This window comes from Bacillus paramycoides (assembly GCF_038971285.1).
GTDB lineage: Bacteria > Bacillota > Bacilli > Bacillales > Bacillaceae_G > Bacillus_A.
In genome coordinates this window covers 2,515,878-2,541,514 of sequence record NZ_CP152427.1, presented here as the reverse complement: position 1 = coordinate 2,541,514, position 25,637 = coordinate 2,515,878, and the positions used below count along the sequence as shown (strand labels likewise).

Annotated in this window: 24 protein-coding genes, 2 riboswitches and 1 other annotated feature; of the genes, 6 read left to right on the top strand and 18 right to left on the bottom strand. The window is 31.4% G+C overall.

The window, feature by feature from the left end; all coding sequences use genetic code 11:
- Nucleotides 1–165: 165 nt before the first annotated feature.
- Entirely contained in the window at nt 166–627 is a 462-nt protein-coding gene (locus AAG068_RS13095; protein WP_342719597.1) for a DUF2306 domain-containing protein, read from the top strand.
- A gap of 156 nt (nt 628–783) precedes the next feature.
- On the opposite strand, the gene AAG068_RS13090 is transcribed toward AAG068_RS13095, so the two are convergent.
- From AAG068_RS13090 to AAG068_RS13080, 3 genes are all read right to left on the bottom strand, one after another.
- Complete coding sequence (locus AAG068_RS13090) at nt 784–1,026, bottom strand: hypothetical protein (protein ID WP_342719596.1); 243 nt, start codon at nt 1,024–1,026, stop codon at nt 784–786.
- A gap of 201 nt (nt 1,027–1,227) precedes the next feature.
- On the bottom strand, nt 1,228–2,091 hold the full coding sequence (locus AAG068_RS13085; protein ID WP_342719595.1) for a glycerophosphodiester phosphodiesterase: 864 nt from the start codon (nt 2,089–2,091) through the stop codon (nt 1,228–1,230).
- A gap of 45 nt (nt 2,092–2,136) precedes the next feature.
- Complete coding sequence (locus AAG068_RS13080) at nt 2,137–2,937, bottom strand: GNAT family N-acetyltransferase (protein WP_342719594.1); 801 nt, start codon at nt 2,935–2,937, stop codon at nt 2,137–2,139.
- A gap of 505 nt (nt 2,938–3,442) precedes the next feature.
- Here AAG068_RS13080 and AAG068_RS13075 point away from each other — a divergent pair.
- Nucleotides 3,443–4,141, top strand: coding sequence for a hypothetical protein (locus tag AAG068_RS13075; protein ID WP_097853067.1), 699 nt, complete (start codon nt 3,443–3,445; stop codon nt 4,139–4,141).
- Between the two features lie 41 nt (nt 4,142–4,182).
- Here the strand turns inward: AAG068_RS13075 and AAG068_RS13070 are convergent, their stop codons facing one another.
- Nucleotides 4,183–5,487, bottom strand: a complete 1,305-nt coding sequence (locus AAG068_RS13070; protein WP_342719593.1) for an MFS transporter — start codon at nt 5,485–5,487, stop codon at nt 4,183–4,185.
- Between the two features lie 260 nt (nt 5,488–5,747).
- A riboswitch (purine riboswitch) is annotated at nt 5,748–5,847 on the top strand.
- Nucleotides 5,848–5,906: 59 nt separating this feature from the next.
- Between AAG068_RS13070 and AAG068_RS13065 the strand changes: the two genes are divergently transcribed.
- Nucleotides 5,907–7,091: an MFS transporter gene (locus tag AAG068_RS13065; protein WP_342719592.1), complete on the top strand. Its 1,185-nt coding sequence runs from the start codon at nt 5,907–5,909 to the stop codon at nt 7,089–7,091.
- A gap of 54 nt (nt 7,092–7,145) precedes the next feature.
- Here AAG068_RS13065 and AAG068_RS13060 read toward each other — a convergent pair whose 3' ends face one another.
- On the bottom strand, nt 7,146–8,363 hold the full coding sequence (locus AAG068_RS13060; RefSeq protein ID WP_342719762.1) for a MerR family transcriptional regulator: 1,218 nt from the start codon (nt 8,361–8,363) through the stop codon (nt 7,146–7,148).
- A 311-nt stretch (nt 8,364–8,674) separates the two neighbouring features.
- Between AAG068_RS13060 and AAG068_RS13055 the strand changes: the two genes are divergently transcribed.
- Complete coding sequence (locus AAG068_RS13055) at nt 8,675–9,247, top strand: DJ-1/PfpI family protein (RefSeq protein ID WP_342719591.1); 573 nt, start codon at nt 8,675–8,677, stop codon at nt 9,245–9,247.
- Between the two features lie 143 nt (nt 9,248–9,390).
- Here AAG068_RS13055 and AAG068_RS13050 read toward each other — a convergent pair whose 3' ends face one another.
- From AAG068_RS13050 to AAG068_RS13010, 9 genes are all read right to left on the bottom strand, one after another.
- Nucleotides 9,391–10,197 carry a DegV family protein gene (locus AAG068_RS13050; RefSeq protein WP_342719590.1) on the bottom strand — a complete coding sequence of 269 codons (807 nt, stop codon included), beginning with the start codon at nt 10,195–10,197 and terminating at the stop codon, nt 9,391–9,393.
- Nucleotides 10,198–10,396: 199 nt separating this feature from the next.
- The gene (locus AAG068_RS13045) at nt 10,397–10,903 is read right to left on the bottom strand and encodes a DUF3189 family protein (protein ID WP_087956226.1); all 507 of its coding nucleotides are present in this window, start codon (nt 10,901–10,903) and stop codon (nt 10,397–10,399) included.
- 79 nt (nt 10,904–10,982) lie between these two features.
- Entirely contained in the window at nt 10,983–11,450 is a 468-nt protein-coding gene (locus AAG068_RS13040; protein ID WP_342719589.1) for a DUF1453 domain-containing protein, read from the bottom strand.
- A 205-nt stretch (nt 11,451–11,655) separates the two neighbouring features.
- On the bottom strand, nt 11,656–12,681 hold the full coding sequence (locus AAG068_RS13035; RefSeq protein WP_342719588.1) for a serine hydrolase domain-containing protein: 1,026 nt from the start codon (nt 12,679–12,681) through the stop codon (nt 11,656–11,658).
- Between the two features lie 110 nt (nt 12,682–12,791).
- Entirely contained in the window at nt 12,792–14,030 is a 1,239-nt protein-coding gene (locus AAG068_RS13030) for an MFS transporter (RefSeq protein ID WP_342719587.1), read from the bottom strand.
- A 65-nt stretch (nt 14,031–14,095) separates the two neighbouring features.
- Nucleotides 14,096–14,354, bottom strand: a binding site (T-box leader).
- A 177-nt stretch (nt 14,355–14,531) separates the two neighbouring features.
- Nucleotides 14,532–16,670, bottom strand: a complete 2,139-nt coding sequence (locus AAG068_RS13025; protein ID WP_342719586.1) for a penicillin-binding protein — start codon at nt 16,668–16,670, stop codon at nt 14,532–14,534.
- A gap of 323 nt (nt 16,671–16,993) precedes the next feature.
- Entirely contained in the window at nt 16,994–17,593 is a 600-nt protein-coding gene (locus AAG068_RS13020) for an undecaprenyl-diphosphatase (protein WP_342719585.1), read from the bottom strand.
- A gap of 261 nt (nt 17,594–17,854) precedes the next feature.
- On the bottom strand, nt 17,855–18,844 hold the full coding sequence (locus AAG068_RS13015) for a zinc-binding dehydrogenase (protein WP_342719584.1): 990 nt from the start codon (nt 18,842–18,844) through the stop codon (nt 17,855–17,857).
- A gap of 151 nt (nt 18,845–18,995) precedes the next feature.
- Nucleotides 18,996–19,523, bottom strand: a complete 528-nt coding sequence (locus AAG068_RS13010; RefSeq protein ID WP_342719761.1) for a GrpB family protein — start codon at nt 19,521–19,523, stop codon at nt 18,996–18,998.
- A 127-nt stretch (nt 19,524–19,650) separates the two neighbouring features.
- On the opposite strand from AAG068_RS13010, the gene AAG068_RS13005 reads away from it, so the two are divergent.
- On the top strand, nt 19,651–20,532 hold the full coding sequence (locus AAG068_RS13005) for a serine/threonine protein kinase (RefSeq protein WP_342719583.1): 882 nt from the start codon (nt 19,651–19,653) through the stop codon (nt 20,530–20,532).
- 86 nt (nt 20,533–20,618) lie between these two features.
- The gene (locus AAG068_RS13000) at nt 20,619–21,887 is read left to right on the top strand and encodes a sensor histidine kinase (protein WP_342719759.1); all 1,269 of its coding nucleotides are present in this window, start codon (nt 20,619–20,621) and stop codon (nt 21,885–21,887) included.
- Between the two features lie 92 nt (nt 21,888–21,979).
- Here AAG068_RS13000 and AAG068_RS12995 read toward each other — a convergent pair whose 3' ends face one another.
- The 4 genes from AAG068_RS12995 to AAG068_RS12980 form a co-directional block, all read right to left on the bottom strand.
- Nucleotides 21,980–22,087: a YjcZ family sporulation protein gene (locus AAG068_RS12995; RefSeq protein ID WP_000120182.1), complete on the bottom strand. Its 108-nt coding sequence runs from the start codon at nt 22,085–22,087 to the stop codon at nt 21,980–21,982.
- 135 nt (nt 22,088–22,222) lie between these two features.
- Nucleotides 22,223–23,023: an energy-coupling factor transporter transmembrane component T family protein gene (locus AAG068_RS12990; RefSeq protein ID WP_342719582.1), complete on the bottom strand. Its 801-nt coding sequence runs from the start codon at nt 23,021–23,023 to the stop codon at nt 22,223–22,225.
- Nucleotides 23,016–24,716, bottom strand: coding sequence for an ABC transporter ATP-binding protein (locus AAG068_RS12985; protein WP_342719581.1), 1,701 nt, complete (start codon nt 24,714–24,716; stop codon nt 23,016–23,018). The genes AAG068_RS12990 and AAG068_RS12985 overlap by 8 nt, the downstream gene beginning before the upstream one ends.
- Before the next feature lie 10 nt (nt 24,717–24,726).
- On the bottom strand, nt 24,727–25,275 hold the full coding sequence (locus tag AAG068_RS12980; protein WP_342719580.1) for an ECF-type riboflavin transporter substrate-binding protein: 549 nt from the start codon (nt 25,273–25,275) through the stop codon (nt 24,727–24,729).
- A 139-nt stretch (nt 25,276–25,414) separates the two neighbouring features.
- Nucleotides 25,415–25,531, bottom strand: a riboswitch (SAM riboswitch).
- Nucleotides 25,532–25,637: the final 106 nt, after the last annotated feature.

Genomic DNA, 25,637 nt, shown 5'->3' with positions numbered 1-25,637 from the left:
TCCTTCATTTCACGTAATACGTGTCTCACTAAACTCAAGAAAAATTTGTCCGTTTAAACTTGTTCTTGAAGTACCTTTACTTCAATATATTAAAGTGAATAAACAATATGTTTCAACTTTTCTCCTATGCTGCAATACTATAAAAATAAAAAGGGAGGAATTATTATGAGCATTTTCAACATTCTTTTAACCATCCACATATTATTTGGAACGATATGTTTAATCACTGGGATAATAGCGATGGTTGCTCAAAAGAAGAAAGGTAAACATACGGAATGGGGTGAAATATATCACGCATCCTATGTTGTTATCACCGTTACTGCCATTATATTATCCATTATAAACTGGGATAAAATCGCATATTTATTTTATGTAGCAATTTTCTCCTATTCATTTGCGATATATGGATACCTCGCACGAAAAAAACGTTGGGAAAATTGGCTTCACCATCATATTAGAGGTATGTTAGGCTCTTATATTGGTGCTGTTACTGCACTTTTAGTAAATGTCGGTATTCATATTCCCTTAATTAACTTACTGCCACCTATATGGTTTTGGTTTTTACCTACATTAATCGGTATTCCTCTCGTAGTCAGTGTATCAAAAAAATATAAAAAACATAGTTAAAATCCATTACATTTTCGTTACTTTCTGATGATTATTACGAAAAATCATACTCAATGTAATATTTTATTTATAAATTGAAAATCGTATTGCTTTAAGTTAGTCACTTAGAGCTAAATAAAAAGAATCCAATACTTTTATTGGATTCTTTTTCGGATTTCATTTTAATATTGGCTCTATGTATTCGATGATGTTACCATCTGGATGTCGCACTATCATTTTCATGCCTGTGGGTACTTGTATTGGCCCATTAATCATTACACCGTTATAGTTGAATACTAGTTTTTTTACTTTTTGGAGATCATCAATCACGATCGTTGCAGCAACTTGATTCTTAATTGTTTCATTTAATTCTTCAATTAAAAGTAAATTTGTAAATCTAATCACATGTGTTCCGTTCATTTGAAATTCATGTGGTGTTTCTTAATCCAATAGTATTTTGTAAAATTCTAGATGAGTTTGTAAGTCTGAAACATAGAAGCGTGGAACAACAGCTAATATATTCATACTACTTACACTCCTTTTCAACTTAACAAGATTAATTTAATCATATATCAATCGGAAATATTTGTAAAATATTACATTAAGAACAGTATCTTTTAATCAAGACTTTAATAAAGAGTGTAATCGATCCGGGTAATTCGTAAACATCCCGTCAACGCCCCATGAAATTAATTTTTTCATATCTTTTTCATTATCTACAGTAAATGGATGAACTTCTAATCCGTGTTTCTTTATTTTCTTTACATAAGCTGAATCTATATATTTATAGTTCATCCCAAGACCTGTGCAGTATGTTTTATACTTTTTTATCTCTAATTCAGTTAATTGAACTGCCTTTTTGTAAGGTAGTAATTGTACTAGCGGTATATTAACATCTAAACTATGAATTTTTTGCAGACTTTCTTCACTAAATGATTGAATCATAACTTTATCATTTATTTCGTATTGCTTTATAATTTCTAATAGTTTTTCTTCCATACCAGTATATTTATCTGGTGATTTTGTTTCAATATAATAGTTAGCATTACGCCCGAACGTTTCAATAATCTCTTCTAATGTTGGAACTGTTGCATCTTCAAATTCTTTCTTTGCTAAACTTGGATGCTTTTCATTGAAAAAAGAACCTGCATTTAGTTGCTTTATTTCTTCTAATGTATGTTCCTTAACTAGACCTGTACCGTTTGTAGTACGGTTTACTGTTTCATCATGCATAGCTACTAAATGTCCGTCTTTTGTCATTTGAAGATCAATTTCAATATAATCACCTTTTAATTGTTGTCCTAATTTATAAGCTCGTATTGTATGTTCCGGTGCATACGCAGAAGCTCCTCTATGTGCAATGTTTTTTAAATGATTTGATTGATTAATAGCTTTCGTGTACTTAAGTTCATCTACTTTATGTAAAACGAAAGTACCTATTAATATAATGGTGCAAATGATTGTAATAATATATATCTTTTTCATAATGATGTATTAACTCCTACATGAAAGCAATTTGGATCGAATAATTTATTCAATTAAATGTCGATTTTCAAATACAGTCATTTGTCCAACAGATTGAAAACCAGCCTTTTTATAAATATTAATCCCATCAGGTGAAGCTTGTAATACGCATTGAGCAATATTTAATTCCTTTGCTTCTTGTAGCAAGTAATGAAACATAGTAGAGCCAAATCCTTTTCCTCTCATTTCTTCTTTCGTTGCTATATCATAAATACCAACACTATCTTTTGTACATACTAATGAACCGACTGATACGACTTCATCTTTATAAATTCCTAAGTATAGTTTCATATTTCCACTATTCCATAAATCGAAAGAAGCAGTTTCATTGTAGAATGTTTGAACATGTATACCTTCCTCTGATGTACCAAATAGACTAGCTAACGCTTCTCCAAAATTTTTAATTTGTCCTGGTGAAAAGGCTTTTTGTATCTTAAAATCTTTTGGTATATTTATTGTTGGATGTATTGTTTTTAAGTTTGCTACCATCGCAATATTTTGTTCTGCTTCTTGTAAGCCAAGTTTTATTAATTCGCTTTTTATAGTCTGTTTTTGCCTATCGTCCCAAAACCAAACACTCATTGGAAATTTCTTTTGATTATAGTTGTTTACCTCTTTATATAATGGCTCAATGCCTTCCGTTAAATTATTGTTTAGCAAAGTAATGATATTGAATGTATCTGCCGGTAAACCACAGTCAACAGCAATGTAATCTTTCATTTCTTTTACATTCATTCCATGTACTTGCCGCGCAATATATGAGGTTTTATATGAAAAATTATCTAATAATAACCGTTTATAATTCATTCATTTTGCTCCTTTCATAAAAATTAACATTCGAATCCTTCAATATTAAATATAACATATAAGAAATGAACCTATTCCTATTAAAATATCTCTATAAATCACTCTTTACGCTCTAAAAGAATTAAAATGATATAACGTTGTCGGAATGAAAAAAGTGGTATATAATAAATATTAACATTACTAGTAATTATTTTAGGTATTCCTAGAATAAAGGAGCGATACATATGAAAATTACTATTTATTTCGGAAGTCATGAAGATCAAGATGTTCGTACTATGGACTGTCATTTAGATGTAGAAGATACAGAAGAGAGTGTTTCGGTATCATAATATAAATAGTCGGGATAAACCCTCTTCTCGACAGCATTTAAGGCACCTTTTACAGGTGTCTTTTTTGTTGTTTTTTTCGTCAAAACCCTTTACTTTAGAGCGTTTTAATAGTAAAATATAAATATACGAACAAACGTTCTTTTTATTTAATTGTACATGAAGGGATGATTTTTACAATGGCTCAAGCAAAGCGCAGAGGAAGAAAAAAGCAAACACCTATTATTTCAAATACAGGCTTTATCGGCTCTGTCTTTATTGATACATTGGAGTTACAAAAGAAATCCTATTATTTCGCTCGTAAAAAACTTCAAATTGTTCATCACGTACTAGATGGTCTCTCTGGGGCAACAAGTTCTCTATTTAAAGAACATAACATTTCAGCATACATGTCATGTGTGTATTTACATAAACAAAAGAAAATAGGCTTTGTTCTTTCAACAAAACCATTTGAACAAAGTGACGGTGTTGCTTATTTTGTAAATTATTTAATCGAAAAGAATTTTTACGGTAACGAAGAAGTGGAATATCAAGAAGTATTTAATACAGGTTTTATCGGTGTTGTATTCGCTGATTTATGTAGCATAGATCGTTTTAATTTCGAGTTTGAAATGGGTATGTTAACGAAATTAATGAAAGATATGATTATTCCGGTTAAAGAACTCTTTTTACGCCACAATGTACCGGCCTACATCTCCACTTCTCATTTAGAAGAACAAAATAAATTAGGTTTCGTTCTATCTGTAAAACCATATGATGAACGTGCAGAAGCAGATTTATATTTTGAGGCGTATTTAAAAGAACGCGGGTTATTTATTGGTGATGAAGAAGATGATATCGATAAGATTGTTATTAGAAAAACAGCTGAACTACGATAGAAAAGCGCAGGATGATAATCCAGCGCTTTTTCCGATATTATTTAATTACGTTCAATACTATACCCTTTTGAATGAATTTCTAAATTCAACTTATTTGAATAAACTTTATTCAAAATAAGAAATACGATGCCTCCTCCAATTGGAATCGTGTAGGCTGGAATATGATTTAATAATAGACCTGATAATACCAGTGCTATCGGCTGCATCATTTTACCTATACTTAATCCAATACTAAGCACTCTACCCCTATATTCATCCGGAATCTCTTTTTGCATAAAATAAATTAAAGGGATATCGATGAATGCTATCGTTAGCCCTACAAAGAACATAATAGCGCAATACATAGTAACAAATATAATATTATTTACCTCAATACTTTTGAATAAAACGGGAATACCTGAAACTATCATAAAAATAGCCAACATAAAACTTATTTTTTTCAATAGATAGGAATAAGAATAACGATCAGTTATCTTTTTTACTAATACTGCACCAACTATCATACCTATCGGAAAAGTCCCTTGAATCATACCAAATTGTTTAGAACTAAGATTGAGAACTGTATTAATAATGTATGGCAATGGAACAGTTACAGAAAAACCTAAGAAGAAATTAAGGGAAATTAATATATTAAACGTATTCTTTAAACTTTCCCTCTCCATTAAGTAAGAGTATCCCTCTTTTATATCTTTAATAAAATGAATTTCTCTAATAGAATATTCCTCATTTATGTTTTGCTCGAACAATTTAAAGTTAATAAATAATATGGATATACCCGAAAGAATAAATGAAATACCGTTTATAATGATAAATGTTTTCATATCAAAGACTACAAAAACAATCCCCCCTAGCATAGGGCCTAGAATTAAAGATATGGAATCGATAATTTTACTTATAGAATTAATACTCATAAGCCTCTCTTTAGAGACGATATTAGGTTTTGCAGCTTCTAATCCTATTCCAAAAAAGGTTGTAAATACTGTCATAAGAAAGGTTGTAGTATAAATGAAGAATAAGTTTAATCCATAATAGCTGCTTAATATATAAACAGCTATTAATAAACATCCACTTAGTAAATCCATACAAACCACTAGTTTCTTTTTATCAACCTTATCAGCAATGACACCAGCAAATGGATTCATAACGATCATTGGAATCGTACCTAATATGAGCGTAATTGCGAAATTTAATGCGGACCCAGTTATTTGTAAAACATATAATCCTAATGCGAAACTATAAATAGAGCTACCGAATATTGATACTGTTTTTGCAATTGAATATAAAAAAACGTTTCTAAGTTCTTGTTTGCTTTTTTTATTTTCTATATGTAATCGTAAACCGCCCATAACATTCCCCTCGCTTTTCTTTGTATTACATATAGTGTAAAGTCTCGGGTTAACCCAATATCAATATGTACAATTTGAAAAGTTTTAAGGAGAAATAAATAAAAGATGGGGCTAACCCCATCTTTTATCAACTGTGGGTTTTTACGTCTCTCTGCAATGATAGAAATAAAATGATTGCTATAAAAGACTTAGGATTATATATACGAATGCTAATTTTTTATTGAAATATAAAAAGTAATATGGTATCTTCTATTACATTGATTAATTACATATGAGAATCATGTATAACTCCAAGAATATGGCTTGGGGGTCTCTACCAGGAACCAATAACTCCTGACTACAAAATGCGTATTATAGCGTTTGTAGTCAGGAGTTTTTTTTGTTCTAAGGTAAATAATGACGAGAAGGGATTACAAAAAATGAATTTCAAAGTATTTATATTAGCTTTAGCAACAATAGCAGTAGGTCTTGTAGAGCTTATTGTTGGAGGAATATTGCCAGACATCGCTAAAGATTTTAATGTTTCATTAAGTTCCGCTGGTCAATTAATTACAATTTTCGCCTTTACTTATGCAATAGCAGGTCCTGTATTATTAATTTTCACAAATAAAGTGGAAAGAAAAAAATTGTATATTATTTCACTTTACATTTTTCTAATTGGTAATATACTTACGTATTTCAGTCCGAACTTTACTTTTATGATGATAGCAAGAGTTTTAACTGCTATGAGTACAGCTTTAGTTGTAGTACTTTCCCTTACAATTGCAGCAAAGATTGTTAATCCCTCTTACCGAGCAAAAGCATTAGGATTAATTTATATGGGTGTTAGCTCTTCACTTGTTCTAGGAGTACCACTAGGCATATTAATTTCGAACACATTTGGCTGGAGAGTTATCTTTTTATGTATTGCTATTTTATCATTGGGATCTATCATCTTAATTTCAGTATTTTCAGAGAAAATACCTGGAGAGGAAAATCGAATTCCTTTCTCTATTCAATTAAAGGCCGTTTGTAGTCCAAAACTAGGCACTGCTCATCTAGCTACCATGTTTATGTTAGCAGGACACTATACTCTATATGCTTATTTTACTCCTTTTTTAGAAGACAAGTTCCACCTAAGCCCTTATTGGATTAGCATATTTTATTTAGTGTTTGGTATAGCTGCAGTAAGTGGCGGAGCGTTCGGCGGTGTTTTATCAGATAAAATAGGCGCTCCAAAAAGTATTGTGATAGTTATTACTTTATTTGCTCTAATCTTATTTATATTACCGTTTACGGCAGTTTCTATTATCCTATTTATTCCTGTTATGATAGTTTGGGCTGCATTGAGTTGGGGGCTTGCACCACCTCAACAAAGTTATTTAATCCAAACTGCCCCAGATACGTCAGATATACAGCAAAGTTTTAATAATTCAGCCCTACAAATAGGAATTTCACTCGGCTCTGCAGTTGGAGGTATAGCTTTAAAACAAGTACATAATGTCGCCAATATGGCCTGGGTTGGTGGATCTCTAGTTTTATTATCTTTAGGTTTGGCAATCTTTTCTCTTACTAGACATACACCGACAAGAGACTGTCCAGTGAGTGCTAAATATGTAGATTAACATTCTCCTTTTCTTTTAATCGCAAAAAGTATAAATCAACATAAAAAGTTAACCTCATCTTTTTCCGAAAAATGAATATGTATAAATTTCTTCTCCTTGAACAAAGAAATCCTCGTACTTTCCACCTCGTTTCAAATGGTTTGAAGTACTTTCATCTATGGATTGAAACTGTAGATTTTGGATTTCTTTTGTTACTTTTGAAAGTGTAAAATTTGCTCGAAAGTTGTTTGTAATTTGGCTATTTGGGCTGAAATTTTTAAATAAAATAAATAGGCTTAATAAATAACAATCCGTTTTAAAAAGTGGATTTAATTCGTGAAGTAAAAAATTCTCATGCTCAAAACTATAATTGCTCGTACCAGAATGATCAATTACAATATCAACAGACTGATTCTGAATAGGGATGTTCAAAAAATCAGCACAGATAAAGAGAATATTTCTTTTCGGATTTCTACTTGCTAATACATCCTTTAAAAATAAAAGTTTATTAAAATCTCGATCCACTGCAATGTATAGGCAATCTTCTGGCAGTTCTTCATAAATGTTTCTCAAAAAGAACCCAAGTCCCGATCCTATATCCAGTATTAATTTACTATTTAAATTTAAATGTAATAGTTTCTTTTTCGCCCATTGCCCTTCTCTATGCATATTTTCCAAATACGCATTATCAGTTTCATGAATATAATCCGAAATAGTATTTTCATGTGACGATTGCTCATTTGCATTAAATGATTTATCAGCAGTTATTATTCCTGAAGTGATTATATATTCTTCACCACAATTACAAATTAACTTTCCCTCGGTAATTTGATTGTTATTAATAATTCCATCTTGAAGAGTTAGTTTTTGTCTACACTTAGAACAGCTAAGTAAATGTAGTACACTTAAATCTACCCCTATAATTGAATTAGAAGTTTCATTTGTTAATAATAAATCACGTAGCACTTCTTTTAATTTATTCCGTTTCTTCTCCAAAAGTTCTATTTCCTGTTCCATCTTGTCATATTTCAGTTTAAATAAAGATTGGTAAAAAGTATCTTTTTCGTAATTCATAGATTTCGCTAAATTTTTATAAAAAAATAGTTCTTTAATTTCATTCAAGCTAAATCCTAGCTCTTTATATTGTAATATAAGCTCTAAATCGGTTTGACAATACTCGTCAAAAAAATAGTGACCTCCCTTTTTTTCAGGAATAATGAGACCAAGATCCATGTAATGTCTTATTGTATCAATACTTATGTTATTTAATTCTCCAAATTTCCCTATTTTCATTGTATCACTACCATTTATATATTTTTTTAAACAGATTTCTATTTTTATATTTAAAAACCCTTTAAACTTTTTAAACAACATTATTTACGTTATGTATGGAATATTTGAATGTTACTTATTTTATAGGTTTATAATCCTTTTATTCAATGAAAAGTTTTTTATTGCTTTTTATGTTTAGAGAAGTAAAAAAAACTAACATCTCTTTCATACGCATGGAATATACAGGGAATTTGCAACTTAATATAGAACATAAAAAGGAGAAGTTTATATTCTAAATAAGGGGACATACATACGGAATGAGGGATTAGAAAATGAAAATTGCAATAGTCTGTTTCGATAACTTTACTGATATAGATGTTTTTTTACCATGGGATTTATTAAATCGTGTACGTTTAGTTGGCGGTATTTCTGATTGGAACGTCCAACTATTAGGAACGGAAAAAACTCATATATCTATGTCTGGCTTACGTATTCCTATGACAGGAAGCATATCTCATATTCCTACTGCTGACGCAGTAATATTTGCAAGCGGTAAAGGTGTACAAGATTTATATAAAAACGAAGAATATATTAATAGCATTCATGTAGATCCCCAAAGACAATTAATAGGATCTATGTGTTCTGGTTCATTACTACTAGGAGCTAAGAAATTGTTAACAGGTAAAAAAGCAACTACATATCCATCCGCAGTAGAACAGCTTAAAGAATTTGATGTGGACGTTATTGAACAAAGTTTCGTGAACGAAGGAAATATCTCGACTGCTGCAGGCTGTTTTGCTGCTCAAGATCTCTCAGCTTGGATTATAAGAACCTTAATCAATGAAAAAATGGTCGATACTGTGCTAGAAACTGTTCAGCCAGTAGGCAAAGGTTTGTATTTTTAATTTCAAATCAAGTAGAGGGATTGGTTACTCCCCAAAACGATAAAATGAGCTTTTTTGATTGATGGCGACGTAATATGCCTCCAATTTTACTTTAATTATTTAATTAAATAAAAAAACCCGCGAATCATTCACGGGTTTTCTGCTTAATAACTAATTGCTATTGTACCTTCACCTGCATGAACCGCAAATGAAATTGGTAATGGGTATAATTTGAAATCCATTTCAGGGAATGCTTGTCTAATATCTGCAATCCATTCTTCAGCTCCATCTTTATCGTTAGCATGGAACATATGAAGTACTTTTGGTAATTCTTTTTCAAGTTCATTTTTAATATATTCTCGACATTTTTGGATTTTACGAACTTTCTTTTCAAGTAAAAGCTCTCCACCTTTTACTTCTAATATTAAGTTAACACTTAATAAACTTCCAAGTAAAAATTGAAGGCCTTTTACACGTCCACTTGCGTAAAGGCCTTTTAAACTTTTCGGGAATACGTGGAAAGGTCTTCTTTTTTCATCTACTAATGTTTTGTGTATATCTTGTAAAGTCATACCATCATTGTATAACGATTTCGCTTTTCTAATTAGTTCATCCATTGGATAACTTGTTGTTTCGCTATCTAATACCGTTAATGGGAAACCTGCCATTTCTGCCGCTAACTTCATGTTTTGATAGGTTCCACTTACTTTTCCGCTAATAGCAACTGCAAATCCCTCTTCATACTCTTCTTTGCATTTCGAAAATAACTCTACCATTTCCCCTATGTTAGGCTGTGATGTAGTGACAGTTTTACCTTCGTTCAAAGCATTATAAACGCGCTCACGCACACCTTCTTCACAATCTTTGTACGACACACCATCGATAATAACTTCAATTGGGATAACAAAATTATCTCCTTCTGTTTTAAAACTCGCAGTTGTACTATCAGTAATCCAAGCAACACGCTTCATGTTGTTCCTCCCTTAATTCAATTCCTCTTTTCTGACTTTTCTATATATTTATGTTACGAAAAGAGAATATCCCTGTAATAGTAACAGGACTTTATTGTTTTGGCTATAGTAGATGAATAGTAAATGTGAATATTTTTTGTCATTTCACGAAAAAAAGAAGAAAATCGAAGTATTTGCCCAATTTTCTTCTTATCCTATATTATTTAAAGGTTTCATTATCTAAAATTACAACATAATCATTCGTCAATCGGCCAGCTTCCTTCGTATAACTAACAAGTCTTTGTACGTTATCACAGCAAAGTTTCGCTCCCCATACGAGTAACGGTACACCGATGAAATCAATGTGAAACCTTCTAGAAAACAGGCCACCAAAAGTCATTGGTAAAGGAACTGTAGGTGATGTATTCGAAAAAACAATCTTTTCATGACTTTGATAATGTTTTTGCAAAATCTCTCCTAAATGCTTCATCGCAGGTACAACGACTTTTGATGCGCCACATCCAATTGTATAAACCGGATTACCATTTTCGTCTATTCCATGAAAAATGATTTTCCCCATATCTTCTGTTTTCAATTTATTAAAGTAATCTACATTCAAAATTTCTTCTTTCGTTAACTTACGATCAGTTGGTAATTTATTCAAATGATAAGCTGCAGCAAGTGAAGTTGAATGTGTTCCGCCGAAATCTGTGTAAATGAATATCATGTTATCATCCCTTGTTGTAAATGTTCAATGTTATTTAGTATTACCGTTCACGGCGCTGTTAAACAATGGATGAATACTTTCATGTTTTTTGTATTAATTCATTATATTTTTTCCAAATATAATATCTTCTACTAATTACAGTACCTAATGTGATACATAAAAAGGTATTTGTTACAACCATTAATGTATAGTGAGTACTGCCAGAAAACATACTTTGTTTAATCAAAACCTTCGTACCTAGAATAGCAAGTAGAATAATTGTACTTAACCAATTTCCTTTTCTTAATACATGACCTGTTTCACTATCTAATCGAAATGTTAAAACTTTTCCCCTAATTACTCCAAGACCCAATCCAATCCCTAGCATTACAACGAATAGTAATACTTTCAATATAGTTAATTGTCCCATATGAATAATAGACTGGATTGTCACAAAGCACAGCAAAGCCGGAATGAGCCAAATACGATTAATATTCACTTTATATTCTTTACCTTGCATTATTATGATTATAAAAACAACAAGTAGAATAACAAATAGAATTTCCATTTAGAGTCCTCCTATTTACTTGTTTACATTTGAAAATTATATTCGCTTCTTTTTATTCCATACTTTAAATAAACTAGCTACTAAAAATCATAAAATATAGAATGTGATTCCCATCAGTTTTAAGCATTATTTATACAAAAAAGACGCACAAATAAATAGTACGTCTTTTTTGCATTTATTAGTGCATTCATAAACTCTTTTAACCTTATGAAAAAGAGTTTTCTAATTCTTTCATTATTTTTTCAGGTCCTGTTCCTTTATTTGATGGAATAACTAAAGTAATTCCTAAGCCTGGATATACAGCCGAGCGAAAACTAACGCCTGGATCATACCCCATTATATGATATTTGAATATCTTGTTTTTTCTTGTTTCAATCCATATTCCATATCCGTAAGACTGATTTTTATTTACTTGAATGTGAGGAGTTAAAAGTATGTTTGTATATTCTCGGCTTATGATTTCATAGTTACATAATGCTTCCCAGAATTTCAGCATGTCTGGCGCAGTAATAAAAGCACCACCATCAGGTCCTCCTATTATTGGTATAGAGTAGATGTTTGTTCTCCAATTTTGGTTAGTTTCATCTTTTATATATCCAAGAGCTGTTTGCCTTGGTAATGTATCTAAAGAAAAATAGCCAGAATCATTCATACCAATTGGTTTAAATATGTTTTTTTCTATATACTCCGTAAATTTAAGTCCTGTCTGTTCTTCGATTATTAATCCCAGTATAATAAAACCTGCATTGTTGTAGTGAAACTTACTTCCAGGTGCAAACATCATATTTCTATTTTTGAATAATGGTAAGAAGTCTTTTAAATTTTTTAATAGATACATAGGAGTTTGTCTCCAAAGATCTTCGAAGTTATCCATAATACTTTCATCAAAATAATCTGGAATACCCGAACTATGCGTCAAAAGGTGATGTATTGTAATATCTTCATTGAAGTTTGGAAAGTTAATTCGTAAACACTCTTTTAACTTTGTTTGAAAAGTAATTACCCCTTTTTCAACAAGTTGACAGATACCGATAGCAGTGAATATTTTACAACCGGAGGCAATTCCGAACCTTGTTTGTAGCGTATTGTTTATACATTCATTGCGATTTGCGTAACCAAACGCCTCTTCATAGACTAAGCCTTTTTCTTCTTTTACTAAAATTACCCCAGAGAAATCTATATGCCGATGCATTTCTTTTACAATGCTGTTTATTTGATCTTTTATTTTCATTCCGAAATCACCCTTGTTTATCAATATTGTTCTCCTTTCTTATATTTCCATAAATAGGAGGGAGAACCCTCCTATTTAATATCGTAAGATTTACATCAAAACTAAGAGAACTATTTCAAATTTATTGGCTTAGAGGAATGCTCTTTAGACTGTGATGGCAATAAAGTAACTACACACAATATGATAGTTATAAGCAGCATTACTAATGCCCCTACAATAACAACAAGTTGTATAGAAGTAAATTGAGTGGCAACTCCGAATAAAATCGTAATTAAAATGGTGATGCCTGCAATCACAAACCCGTATATACTTCCAATCCGTCCCATCATATGGACAGGAACATTATTTTGATAAAAGGTGTTAAATCCTATATTTGCATATGCCATAGAGAAAGATAAAATAAAGAATCCGATAGTAGCTATTAAAAACTCATTTGAAAAAGCATAAATTAAATAACCGATTGCGATGAATAATGATCCTATTCCAATTAAAAATGAAGGTGTTAATTTTTTTGATAATATTGTATTTGTTATGGCTCCTAAAATAAAACCGGCTCCAGCAATACTAACTAAAAAGCCATATTCACTATCTGTTAACAATAAAACTTCTTTCGCAAATGACAATTCAAGTGAATCAGTTGCGGCAACTAAAACCATCATTCCTTGAAATAAGAAATACACAAAAACGATATATAAAGATTTTTTACTGAAATTTAAAACGATGTTCCAATCTTTTTTTAGTATAGCTAAAGATAACTTTTCATTTGACGTAGTAATATCAGATTTTTTTTCAAGATTAGGTAACAGCAATGTAATTACTCCTGATAAGAGAAATGCTATAGCATTTATGTATATAGCAAACTCCGATGTACTTGCTATTAACAATAAGCCCGCTATAGCTGGACCAATTAAAGATGCACCAGATCCTATCAAACTACGTAATGAGTTGAAACGTTGTCTTTGCTCAACTGGAACCAATTTCGTCATATACGTCATAGCAGTTGGCTCATAAATCGCACTGGCCATACTGATAAAGAATACGAATACATAAACAATCCAAAGTGATGGAAGTAAAGGTAAAATAGCGATTAATACCGCACGATATATATCAAGGTGAATCATTAACTTCCGTTTATTTAAACGATCAATCATACTTCCTGACCATGCGTTTGTAAATAAAGCGGCTAATGGTTTAATTACATATAAAGTAGCAACAGCTAAGGCTGATCCTCCCATATAATAGACAAGTACATTCAGTGCTATTAAGTAAATCCACGCTCCTAAATTTGCAATTCCAACTCCAGACAGTAGTAATAAAGGATATTTCCAATCTTTAAGTAAGTTTTTCATTTTAGGCCCCCGCTTTCCAAATTGTATTTAAACAATAAATAAATCCCACCCCCAAGACTTTTTGTCTTAGGGACGAGATTTATCATCGCGGTGCCACCCTAGTTTGTTAATATGTCGCCATATTAACCTTATCAGGTACTGCATTGTAAATCATGCTTATACCATAGCTCTATAACGGGAGCTCCCGTCACACCACCCCCTAATAAAAGGTTCCGATGTGCTGCTCAGAGGCTTGGTTCAATAAAGAATTTTTGCTCCTTTTCAGCTAAATGGAGCTCTCTGTGAAAAATTCATTTTATTTACTCTTCTCTTCACTGCATTTGATTTTTTCCATATTATCACAGAAATATTTAACTGTAAATAAAAAATAATCAGATATTTAATAACGTGTTTTTGTTAATTCTTTTATTTATTATTTTTTTAATAAATTACGGTGCGTGAAATTACTTAAATCTATAAAATAAAGAGCCTATTGTTTATAGACCCTACACTTTATCCAAATTAATTTGTATTCGCCTCTACTAACGGTTGTAAAGGTGGTTTTAAGTTTATTTCTAATGCATCGCCTTCTTGTATATCTTGTCCCTTTTCAACGCTTTGACTCGTTACATAGCCCGTACCTGTAGTCTTTAATTCTAATTTTAATAGTTTAGAGAAATACATAACATCACGCATGGACCAACCTTGTAAATTAGGCATTTTTGCGTTGGCACCTAATAAAAATATACGATCTCCTTCACTCATTATTTCACCAGATTGCGGATATTGTTTTTTTATTTTTCCTTCTCCTAAAACTATCGGTTGAAGTTTCTCTTTTTTTACACTATTCTCTACTGTATCCATTGATTGATTTACATAATTTTGTACTTTTAATTCAGAACGTTTCGTTGCATCTGCCATTTGTTTTTCTGTATATGGTTTCACTTTTAAATATTCAAGGCTATTTTTCATAACTGGTTTAAATATTTCTGCGAGCGGCTGAGCTCCATACTCGTCTCCCTTTAACTTTGGCTGCTTAATAGCTAAGTATACAATTAACTCTGGGTCATCAATCGGAGCCATACCTAAAAATGAAAAAATATAGTTTTCTTTCCCCTCCATATATCGTCCATTTTCAGGATTCGGAATTTGCGCTGTTCCTGTCTTACCTCCTATTGGATAACCATCCACTTTATACATTGTACCAGTACCTTTTGAAGACGTAATAACACGCTCCATTAAGTCTCTTACCTTGTCCGCTGTCTCTTTTTTTATTGGATTCCCAATTTCTTTCGGTTGATTTTCCATAATAACTTGTTTATTTATTGGATTTACAACTTTGTCAACGATATATGGTTGCATCATTTTCCCTTCATTTGCTATAGCGGTAGCAGCTTGGATTAATTGAATAGGCGTTACTGTAGAGCCTTGTCCGAAAGAAGTTGTGACTTGTTGAATTTGTGTATTTAATAATAAAGTATTTTTACTTTCACCAGGTAAATCTATTCCGGTTTTTTGATTGAATCCAAATTTATTCATATATTGCTTAAATTTATTTGGTTTCAATAGCTGATCTTCTAAAATAGAAAATGCTACGTTAGATGATCTTTCAAAACCTTCATCAAACGTAATAGATCCCCATCCAAATCCACCGTTATGATCTTTAATATCAGATGAACCAACTGAATATTTTCCGGATTGGAAATATTCTTTCCCGTTATATACACCTTCATTAATTGCGGCAGCTAACGTAAATATTTTCATTGTTGAACCTGGTTCATATGCATTTGCGATTGGATTATTTAAAAAATATTCGATATCACCTTTATTAGGATTAAAACTAGGTTTACTAGACATTGCTAAAACTTTCCCTGTCTTTGGATCCGCTATAATTCCTACTAACATAGAAGGATCATAGTGCTCTTGCGCCTTATTCATCGCTTCTTCTAAAAAACTATTAATTTGTTTATCGAGCGTAAGATATACGTTATTCCCATTTTTAGCTGGTTCTATTTTCCCTATATCATTTGTAAGCGGGATCCCTCTTGGTGCTCCCACATATTCTATATTTCCGTTTGTCGAGCGCAAATATTTATCCAGGCTCTTTTCAAGTCCAAATTTCCCTTCTGTATTTCCTTTATCGTCAGGTCTCGCAAAACCAAGTATATAGGATGCAAAATCTTCATTTGGATATACTCTTGCTTTTTCTGACATAAAAGATACCCCTGGAATTTTTAATTTTCCAATTCTTTCTTTTACTTCTCTAGATAAATTCCGCCCAACTTTTCCAATCTCAACTTGCGTGCGTCCCTCATGAAAATTTTTTAATACGTACTCTTTATCAATTTCAAGCGCATCAGCTAATCGCTCTGCGGTTTCATCTTTATTTTTCACTTTATTTGTTCCTTTTAAATTCACAACAACACGATACGTTGTGGAATCTTGGACTAACACTTTTCCAGCTTGATCATATATTGTGCCACGATTCGCTTCCAAAACACCATTTTTATTATGTTGTTCATTTGCTAGATCCTTTACATTGACATTATGCAAGACTCCTACTGCCTGAATATAGAAAAAACGCAAAAGCATAATGAGAAACAAAACAATAAAAGCAACCATAAAATACCGCGCGCCTTTATTCGTTTGAAGTTTATGCATATTTATCTCCTTTCTTTTACAATTAATTGCTGCGATGGTGTGCTATAAATTATGTAGTTTTTTGCTTTCAATACTATATGTTTCGAACTTTTCCTTATAATTCCTTTAAAACAATGTGAAACTAATTATTGTTATTGCTAGTTTATTTATATACTTAAAATGCAGTACGTGAAATTTTCGAATATTCATTCTTTTAATTCTACTCCATAACATTCAAATTCTTATTGGAAATAATCCATTCAATTATATACAATAAAAAATCCTCCTCTGGATTTCCAAAGGAGGATTTTTTCACCTAATCTATGAAAGGATAGTTATGAAATTTAAGCTACATGATTATATTTTTCTAAAAAGGGAATTCGTTTCGCTACGAGTGCATACATTTTGAAAACAAGTTTTGCGATTGGTTCAAATATACGTTTTTTCTGCAACAATAAACTGCTTGTTATCATTGTTATTACAGCCGCACCCATTACATCTAAAGGAAAATGAACACCTACATACAAACGTGATATACAAACTAAAACCGCCCATAAAAGTGCAATATGTCTTAACTTTTCTCCTCTAAGAATAAAAATGAATGCAATCGATAATACAAGTACAGAATGATCACTAACAAATGATGAGTTTTCTGCGTGGGGTACTAATTGATTCACATCATATGATACAAAAGGACGTGGATGATAGTATACTAAATGAATAAAAACATTTACTAGCAATGCAATTATTACTGAAAGTGTCGTATACAACACTGTATATTGTTTTCTTATCGCATTCTCTTTCTTTCCGTTATGAAACCATAAGATAAGCATGAATAGAATAGCCACATATGCAGCACTATTTGTAATAGCAATCATTACCTTATCTAAGAGTACAGATGTACCTGCTAAATTGTTTATCCATTGAAATACTGTGTAATTCACATTACTCTCTCCTTATAATTTCTTGTTTTACTTGAAATTAAGATACAAGTTTACTTGATTTACACAGTATACAACATTTACACACATTTAGATTTTCACTTTATTCATGTTACTATTTTTCATTTGACAATTATGTAACTATTTATATGCATTAAAAATATATATGATGGAAAAACCTTTAAAATCATATAATCCACTAACTAAAAGTGTATATATTACATAACATATACATATAAAAACATAGGTTATTAAATCATATTTTTATTCCATGCGTAGAGCGATATTACCGAACTGTTCTCCCTGCTCCATACGGCTCAACGCTTGAATTGCTTCTTCCAACGAATAAACTTTATCCATAATTGGTTTAATCTTATATTTCTCTATAAACGTAATCATTTCATCAAATTCCTCACGGCTCCCCATAGATGTCCCCATAATATCGATTTGATTATAAAATAATGCCCGTAAAGGTAATTCAACTTTATCTCCTGAGCTTGCACCAAAATTAACAATTCTCCCATTTGGTTTTAATACATCAAAGTATTTTAAGAATGTTGCTGCTCCTATACTATCAATTATTAAATCTACTTTCTCTCCGCGTAAACTCTCTTCCCAATTTCCAGAACTATTAAAAGAAAAGTCTGCGCCATATGTTTCGGCAAACTTTCTTTTGTTCTCAACTCTTGAAGTAACACTGACTTTTGCGCCAATTGCTTTCGCAAATAACATGGCAAATGTCGCTACACCGCCACCTATTCCTGGAATTAAAACATGTTCTCCACATTTCAATCTTCCCTTTGTAAAAAGCGCTCTATATGCAGTTAATGCCGATAAAGATAATACTCCAGACTCTTCCCAAGTAAGATATGACGGTTTTGCCACTACATTTTCAGCTGGCACAATGACATATTCAGCAAACGTTCCATCTTTTGGTCCACCTAACACCTCTGGTAACTCTGGTACTTCGGCAATATTATCCCATCCAATGCTAGGATTTATAATAACCTCGTTATTTAATAAATGATTTGAAACACCTTCTCCGATTTCTGTAACAATTCCTGAACCATCTGAGCCTATTACTAATGGCAGATCCAATTCTTTTCTATTGTTTATAATAAATAAATCCCTATGATTTAATCCTGCAGCTTTTAACTTTACTTTTACTTCACCAGCATTAAGATTTATTTCAGATGACAATCTATATTCTAATCCTTCTACCCCTTTTTTATATTGATGTACAATAGCTTTCATTGCTTCATTCCCCCTTAATATTTTCAATATACTAGATATATCGAAATAAATAAAAGAATTTGCCTCCAATAATTAGAAATAATGTATATCGTTATGACAAAAGAAAAAAACCCTCCTTATAAATATCTTTGGAAGGGATTTTTAAATTTCTTCAAATAACAATCTTTAATTTTTTTTGGGTCTTGGCCAATTCTAATATATTTTGAATAAACGGTGCTTTTGCATTTGTATATGAAGCACGATCAAAAGGATATGTAGCAGCAAGTTTCTCTTTTAATTCTCTATATTGTTTTTGTGCCCATTTATGTTCTATAAGAAAATCACGAAATAAAATGTTATTCTGCCACTCCTCACTATTATAAATATAAACATGTAAATGGTGGGTGCCTGCTCTCCATTTGCCCTTTCTAAAAAAACGCCAATTAGGGGTTTCTTTTGGAACATACTCATATCCAATTTTTAATAACGCTTCAATCCACTTTTCCGTAATTTTCAAATCAGTTACACCAATCATCATATCAATAAGAGGTTTTGCACCTAATCCCTCTACGGATGTACTTCCTATATGTTCAATAGCAATACAATCTTCTCCGAATAAAGAAATAAATTTCCTTTTCTCTATTACATACTCTTCATGCCATTCTTTTTCATATGGTTTAATAACGATTTGTTGTTCCATTTTATCCATCCCTTTATAATTATTCATTATTATATTTATAAAATTTCATGTGATTAGCATAGGATTTTCACAAAATATGTCGAATACTGAAATATACAGTTTAATTATAATAAATGCGAGGTATATTATGAAAGATAATCCAGTTGAAATTCAGTTGAATCAAGTTACATTCCAATTAAAAGAACATCATAATTTTGATTGGCTATTGAAATTAGGAAACGTATTTGCTGTTTTTGACCAGCAAGATTCAGGCAATCTATCTTTCGGTGTAGAAAAAGATGGGCGTAAGAAATTTATTAAATATGCAGGGGCACAAACAATTGCATATAAAGGGAAAATAAAAGACGCTATTGAAAGATTAAAAAATTCAGCTTCCCTATACGAGGAATTAAAACATGACTCGCTTATAGAACTAATTGAACACTATCCAGTTCACTCTGGATATGTACTAATTTTCGATTGGTTTGATGGTGAATGTCTTCATTCACATTGGAGTTTCCCGCCTCCTGAAAAATATACTAATCCAAGCTCTCCATTTTATAAATTTAAGCATCTATCGGTTATGGAACGAATTCAATCATTACATTCCATTTTTTCTTTCCATACATTTGTTGAAAAGAAAAACTATGTAGCATTAGATTTTTATGACGGTAGTATTTTATATAATTTTCATACAAATGAGACGAAGATTTGTGATATTGATTTATATTCTAAAAAACCATATGTGAATAAAATGGGACGATTATGGGGTTCCTCTCGTTTTATGTCTCCTGAAGAATTCGAGCTACATGCAATGATTGATGCAAGAACAAATGTATTTAATATGGGGGCAATGGCTTTTGCTCTCTTGGGCGGTGGAAAAGATCGCTCCTTTACGAAATGGGAAGCAAGTAAAGATTTATATGAAATAGCGTATCGTGCTGTAAATGAAAACCGAATTGAACGATATGTATCGGTTGAAGCATTTTATGAAGAGTGGCTAAACGTGGCTAATGCTGAAAAGATATAAACTTATATTATTAAAAGCAAAAAGTTTCTACTATAATCATGTATAATATATTTGAAATGGAAATTCAAAATAACGGGGCAAATATTATGAACTTTGTTTATATTAATCAAAACGTATTAAATAATCTTCTTTACATTTTAAGTAGTATATTTATTTTTTATTTTATATATGATAGCGGGCGGCATTTAAAGAAATATAAAAAACTACTTATTATACTTTGTACGAGTATCCCTCTTATTTTATGTATGCGCTATCCGATCTATATGGATGAAAATTGTATTCATGATTTAAGACAAATACCGGTTATTATAGCTACGCTTTATGGTGGCTTGCCTGTTGGTATAATATTGCTTGTCATCTTATTAATTACAAGGTTTTCGTTTTATGGATTTAGTATGTTAACAATATTAGTTTATGGCACAATGTTTATCATTACAGCGTTCGCATCCGCAAAATTTAATAAGTATAATAGAAAAGTTAAAGTAGCTTATGGAATGTTTTTAACATTTTTTCTAGCAATATTTACAACTGTAATTGTATTAACCTTATCAGATTTTGAAGTGAATAATTTATACATTATTTATTTCATAATATTACCAACTATTTTAATGTTATTTGTAATTTATTTTAATGAAGTTTTAAAAGATGCAGTATGTATGCGATCGAAGTTAATCAAAATGGAAAAAATGGAGATTGTGAGCCAACTCGCTGCTAGTATATCGCACGAGGTAAGAAATCCTTTAACTGTCGTAAAAGGATTTACTCAGCTTTTAAAAACACCAAATTTAACTCCAGAATCAAGGGACGAGTATATTGAACATATACTTGAAGAGTTACATCGTGCTCAAGGAATTATTGATGATTATTTAACTTTTGCCAAACCTGCTTCAGAAAAGTTAGATCATATTTCAGTAGAACAAGAGTTAAATCGAGTTATTAATATGATCTTACCTTTATGTAACATGAACACAATACACATTACAAAAGATTTCTCTACGGCAACAATTGTTGGTAATAAACAGCACTTTCAACAATGCTTTTTAAACTTAATAAAAAATGGTATTGAAGCAATGCCTAATGGTGGTACTTTAAATATCTCCTCATCTATTAGTAATAATAAGGTTATCATACGAATTGAGGATAGCGGAATTGGTATGTCACAAGAGCAAATAAATCGATTTGGTGAACCGTATTTTAGTACAAAAACGAAGGGTACAGGTTTAGGCACAATGGTTGCTGTTAAAATTATTGAAACGATGCAAGGTAATTTAAAAATCCGAAGCGTTATTAATAAAGGTACAACTTTGACAATTACATTACCGAAATGTAATATGAACTCATCTAAAAACAAATAAAAAAGGAGCATAGTTGCTCCTTTTTTATTTGTTTCGATACATAAGTATCTTATATGTTTTGTAAGTTTACATTTGTGGAGACTAATTAGAAATTAGTACCCTCCGCCCCAACAGCTGCATCCAACGATAATTAACAAAATGAATAACACAACTAATAAAGCGAAACCTCCACCAAAACCACAAGAACCACCGTAACTCATATTTTCTCCTCCTTTTGGTTTGAAAACTAATAGGTAGTTGATCATTTTAACTGGTTCGTATTATACATTATGTAAATATCCCCTTTTTGAGCATGTCTATATAAAAATAAGTAAAAGCACTCATTTGAGAGTACTTTAAAATGGATACCAAAAGTTTTGAAATACATGTAACTTTAAATACACAGCAACAATTAAAATAAAAACACCTACAAATAAAGCAATAAAATCCCCTCTTTTCGCTTTATTTGTATAAAACCACGTACGTGTATCCTTCTTTCCAAATCCTCTTAAATCCATTGCATTTGAAACTGTATCGATTCTATCTAGAGAATGTATAATTAAAGGCCAGAAAATTAAGACACGGTTTTTCATACGAATCCATAAACTTGCTTCTCCTTTTTCAAACGCTACTCCTCTTGTCTCTTGCGCATGTTTAATAATTTTATATTCAGACTGAATATCAGGTATATAACGTAATGCAATACTTATCGCATAAGTAATCTTATAATGAATTCGAAATTTACTTAGGCTACTCACAAATCCACTTGGATCAGTCGTATAAATAAAAATAAGTGTAAATGGTAATAACGTAAAATACTTTAATGAAAGTGTAGCTGCATAAAATAAAGTTTCATAAGTAATCGTTGCATATCCAATATGTAGAAATGCAGTATATGATTCCGTTAATTCAGATCCATGGGTTGGTGTAATAAATAAGATCATGACAGAATTTAATAAACTAAATGTAAATATAACAGTAAAAACAATAAAAATTTTACGAAATGGAATTTTAGCAACTAGGAGTCCAATACATCCAATTATAAATACAAATAGCAATACGCGAAAATCAAAGAATATAAAAGTAAGCGTCATACAAAAAATAAATAACAACAATTTCACTGCTCCATCCATACGATGAAAATGTGTACTATACACCTTCCTCCCCCCTCATAACATCAAAATAAAGTTCTATAAACCTTTCAGGATTTGCAATACCGCTTAATTTAACGAGTTTGAATAAAGAACTCTCCCTTAAGTTCGCTCTATGTAACGTTTTTGGATGTCCTAATACAGTAGACGCGGTATTATTCGCAATAATTTCCCCTTCATGTAGAACTATCGCTCTGTCTGCATATTCTAATGCAAGATTCATATCGTGTGTAATAAAAATAAAAGATATTCCCTTTGCAGCTAGTTTTCTTATGAACGTCATAAACTGTTTATAATGATAATAATCTTGTCCCGCTGTCGGCTCATCTAAAATAATAAGTTTTGGATTGGTTGTTAGTACAGATGCAATCGTTACTCTCTTTTTTTGTCCGTAACTTAATGCCTGGATTGGCCAATTTCGAAATGGATACAAACCACAAATTTTTAACGTTTCCTCCGCTCTATGCTTAATTTCTTCCTTCGAAAACTTTTTTAATTTTAATGAAAATGAAACTTCTTCTATAACAGTAGGTTGTGTAATCATATGATTTGGATTTTGCATCACATAAGATATGACTTCACCACGTTTACGAATAGACCAAGCATTAATATTTACTCCATCAAATAAAATCCTGCCATTATTTGTTTTGTTTATACCTATAAGACTATGAGCTAATGTAGATTTTCCGGCACCATTTTGACCCAAAAGTGCAACAATTTCCCCTTCTTTTATGAAAAAATTTACATTATCTAATACTTTTTGCTTATTAGGATAGGAGAACGACAAATTTTCTACTTTCAATAATTCTTTGTTTTTAGGAATGCTTTTACAAAAATCTTGCTTCTCCACCCACTCATTTATTGCGCTACGAACACTTTCTCTTTGAAGTTTTTCAAGTGGGTATATTACCTCATTATTACTATCAAACTGTAATCTCTTTAATCCTTCTATGTACATAGGTTCTCTTAAACCGATTGATGGTAATATATTTGATGCTAAAATCTCTTCTGGTGTCCCTATCGCAACGATTTCCCCTTCATCCATTAAAATGATTTTATCTAAATCCAGATTTAACATTTCTTCTATTCGATGTTCAATAATTACAATTGTTTTATTATATTGTTTATGTATACCTTTAATAAGTTCTATTGTATGTAAGCTACTTACTGGATCTAAATTCGCTAAAGGTTCATCAAACAATAATATATTAGCATTTGTTGTTAACAGACCTGCTAAAGAAACAGTTTGTTTTTGCCCTCCTGATAATTCATGTGGACTTTGTTTATGAAAATTATGCATCTTTACCTTTTTTAATGATTCCGAAACAATCTTTTTCATATCATCTTCATTTACGCATTCATTTTCTAAATAAAAAGCTACATCTTCCTCTACTGTAAGACCAATAAATTGTGCATCTTGATCTTGCAAAATTGTTCCAACCTGTTTACTCTGTTCAAAAATACTTCCTTTCCTCGGGTCTTTTCCGTCAATTAAAATAGTACCAGTACTAGTCCCTTCATAAGAAAATGGGATTAGCCCATTCATACAATGAGCTAATGTTGATTTCCCTGAACCACTTCGTCCAGCAATTAGCACTTTTTCCCCAGGATATATATGAAATGTAACGTCTTTAACAGTAGGCTGCGCTGCATGCTTATATTGAAAGTTGAATTGTTTAAAAGAAATAATTGGTTGCATGTTAACATCCCTACTTTTCAATTTTTAAATGTGTATGTTTCTTATTAGATTTAGCTAACCCTATTGTAATTGGCAATCCAAGAACTAAAAATACAATAACATCAGCAATTGTTGCACCTAATACTTGTATAACAATTTTGTCAAACGGTTCTCCCATCACGATAATATCGAATGCCCCAGCAAATATAATAGCAATGACAATACCAATTAACCCAGTAATGGCTAAATAAGAAATATCTCCTTTATTATATGTCCCGTTTTTCACACTAAAGCCAACTCTTTTTTGAATGAGCCCCATTGCAAAGCCGATAATGCCTGAACTAAAAACCCATCCCCACCAAATACCCCAGCCAGCAATTGTATCTGTTACGGTATGACCGATAAGTCCTATTAACAGTCCTGCCACTGGGCCAAATAACGCTCCAAAAACGGTTAAAATAGCTAATGCAGGTTTAATAAATGTATTTGGTGCAATAGAAAATCCCCAAAGTCCTAATACCCCGTATAATGCTGCTCCAATTCCGATTGCTACTACTAACTTTGTTGATAATTTATTCATTACAATTCCCCTCTCATATGAGTCAACTTTTATTACTCTATATTTATTTTGAAAATGAATTATGCATTGACACTCCCCTTCTATACAACAAAAAATGACCTCTTACATAAGAGGTCATTTTCTTTCACGTTCAAGAATCCTCTTATCTTCCAAAAAACACACACGTGTCCTCTGCGGAATTAGCACCTTCCTATACATTTACATAGGGGTTGCTGAGGTTTCATAGGGCCGTTCCCTCCACCTCTCTGGATAAGTATTAATTTGTAATTCGTATTATGGCACTAAGAAGAATAAATTTCAATACTTTTCTAATTATTTTTATTTTTCGTTTAACAGCGCATTTAAATCATTGTATTCTTATC

What these genes read in the sequence shown, in the direction of transcription:
- AAG068_RS13095 (WP_342719597.1), top strand. Translation starts at nt 166, where the DNA reads ATGAGCATTTTCAACATTCTTTTAACCATCCACATATTATTTGGAACG.
- AAG068_RS13090 (WP_342719596.1), bottom strand. Translation starts at nt 1,026, where the DNA reads ATGAACGGAACACATGTGATTAGATTTACAAATTTACTTTTAATTGAA.
- AAG068_RS13085 (WP_342719595.1), bottom strand. Translation starts at nt 2,091, where the DNA reads ATGAAAAAGATATATATTATTACAATCATTTGCACCATTATATTAATA.
- AAG068_RS13080 (WP_342719594.1), bottom strand. Translation starts at nt 2,937, where the DNA reads ATGAATTATAAACGGTTATTATTAGATAATTTTTCATATAAAACCTCA.
- AAG068_RS13075 (WP_097853067.1), top strand. Translation starts at nt 3,443, where the DNA reads ATGGCTCAAGCAAAGCGCAGAGGAAGAAAAAAGCAAACACCTATTATT.
- AAG068_RS13070 (WP_342719593.1), bottom strand. Translation starts at nt 5,487, where the DNA reads ATGGGCGGTTTACGATTACATATAGAAAATAAAAAAAGCAAACAAGAA.
- AAG068_RS13065 (WP_342719592.1), top strand. Translation starts at nt 5,907, where the DNA reads ATGAATTTCAAAGTATTTATATTAGCTTTAGCAACAATAGCAGTAGGT.
- AAG068_RS13060 (WP_342719762.1), bottom strand. Translation starts at nt 8,363, where the DNA reads ATGAAAATAGGGAAATTTGGAGAATTAAATAACATAAGTATTGATACA.
- AAG068_RS13055 (WP_342719591.1), top strand. Translation starts at nt 8,675, where the DNA reads ATGAAAATTGCAATAGTCTGTTTCGATAACTTTACTGATATAGATGTT.
- AAG068_RS13050 (WP_342719590.1), bottom strand. Translation starts at nt 10,197, where the DNA reads ATGAAGCGTGTTGCTTGGATTACTGATAGTACAACTGCGAGTTTTAAA.
- AAG068_RS13045 (WP_087956226.1), bottom strand. Translation starts at nt 10,903, where the DNA reads ATGATATTCATTTACACAGATTTCGGCGGAACACATTCAACTTCACTT.
- AAG068_RS13040 (WP_342719589.1), bottom strand. Translation starts at nt 11,450, where the DNA reads ATGGAAATTCTATTTGTTATTCTACTTGTTGTTTTTATAATCATAATA.
- AAG068_RS13035 (WP_342719588.1), bottom strand. Translation starts at nt 12,681, where the DNA reads ATGAAAATAAAAGATCAAATAAACAGCATTGTAAAAGAAATGCATCGG.
- AAG068_RS13030 (WP_342719587.1), bottom strand. Translation starts at nt 14,030, where the DNA reads ATGAAAAACTTACTTAAAGATTGGAAATATCCTTTATTACTACTGTCT.
- AAG068_RS13025 (WP_342719586.1), bottom strand. Translation starts at nt 16,670, where the DNA reads ATGCATAAACTTCAAACGAATAAAGGCGCGCGGTATTTTATGGTTGCT.
- AAG068_RS13015 (WP_342719584.1), bottom strand. Translation starts at nt 18,844, where the DNA reads ATGAAAGCTATTGTACATCAATATAAAAAAGGGGTAGAAGGATTAGAA.
- AAG068_RS13010 (WP_342719761.1), bottom strand. Translation starts at nt 19,523, where the DNA reads ATGGAACAACAAATCGTTATTAAACCATATGAAAAAGAATGGCATGAA.
- AAG068_RS13005 (WP_342719583.1), top strand. Translation starts at nt 19,651, where the DNA reads ATGAAAGATAATCCAGTTGAAATTCAGTTGAATCAAGTTACATTCCAA.
- AAG068_RS13000 (WP_342719759.1), top strand. Translation starts at nt 20,619, where the DNA reads ATGAACTTTGTTTATATTAATCAAAACGTATTAAATAATCTTCTTTAC.
- AAG068_RS12995 (WP_000120182.1), bottom strand. Translation starts at nt 22,087, where the DNA reads ATGAGTTACGGTGGTTCTTGTGGTTTTGGTGGAGGTTTCGCTTTATTA.
- AAG068_RS12985 (WP_342719581.1), bottom strand. Translation starts at nt 24,716, where the DNA reads ATGCAACCAATTATTTCTTTTAAACAATTCAACTTTCAATATAAGCAT.
- AAG068_RS12980 (WP_342719580.1), bottom strand. Translation starts at nt 25,275, where the DNA reads ATGAATAAATTATCAACAAAGTTAGTAGTAGCAATCGGAATTGGAGCA.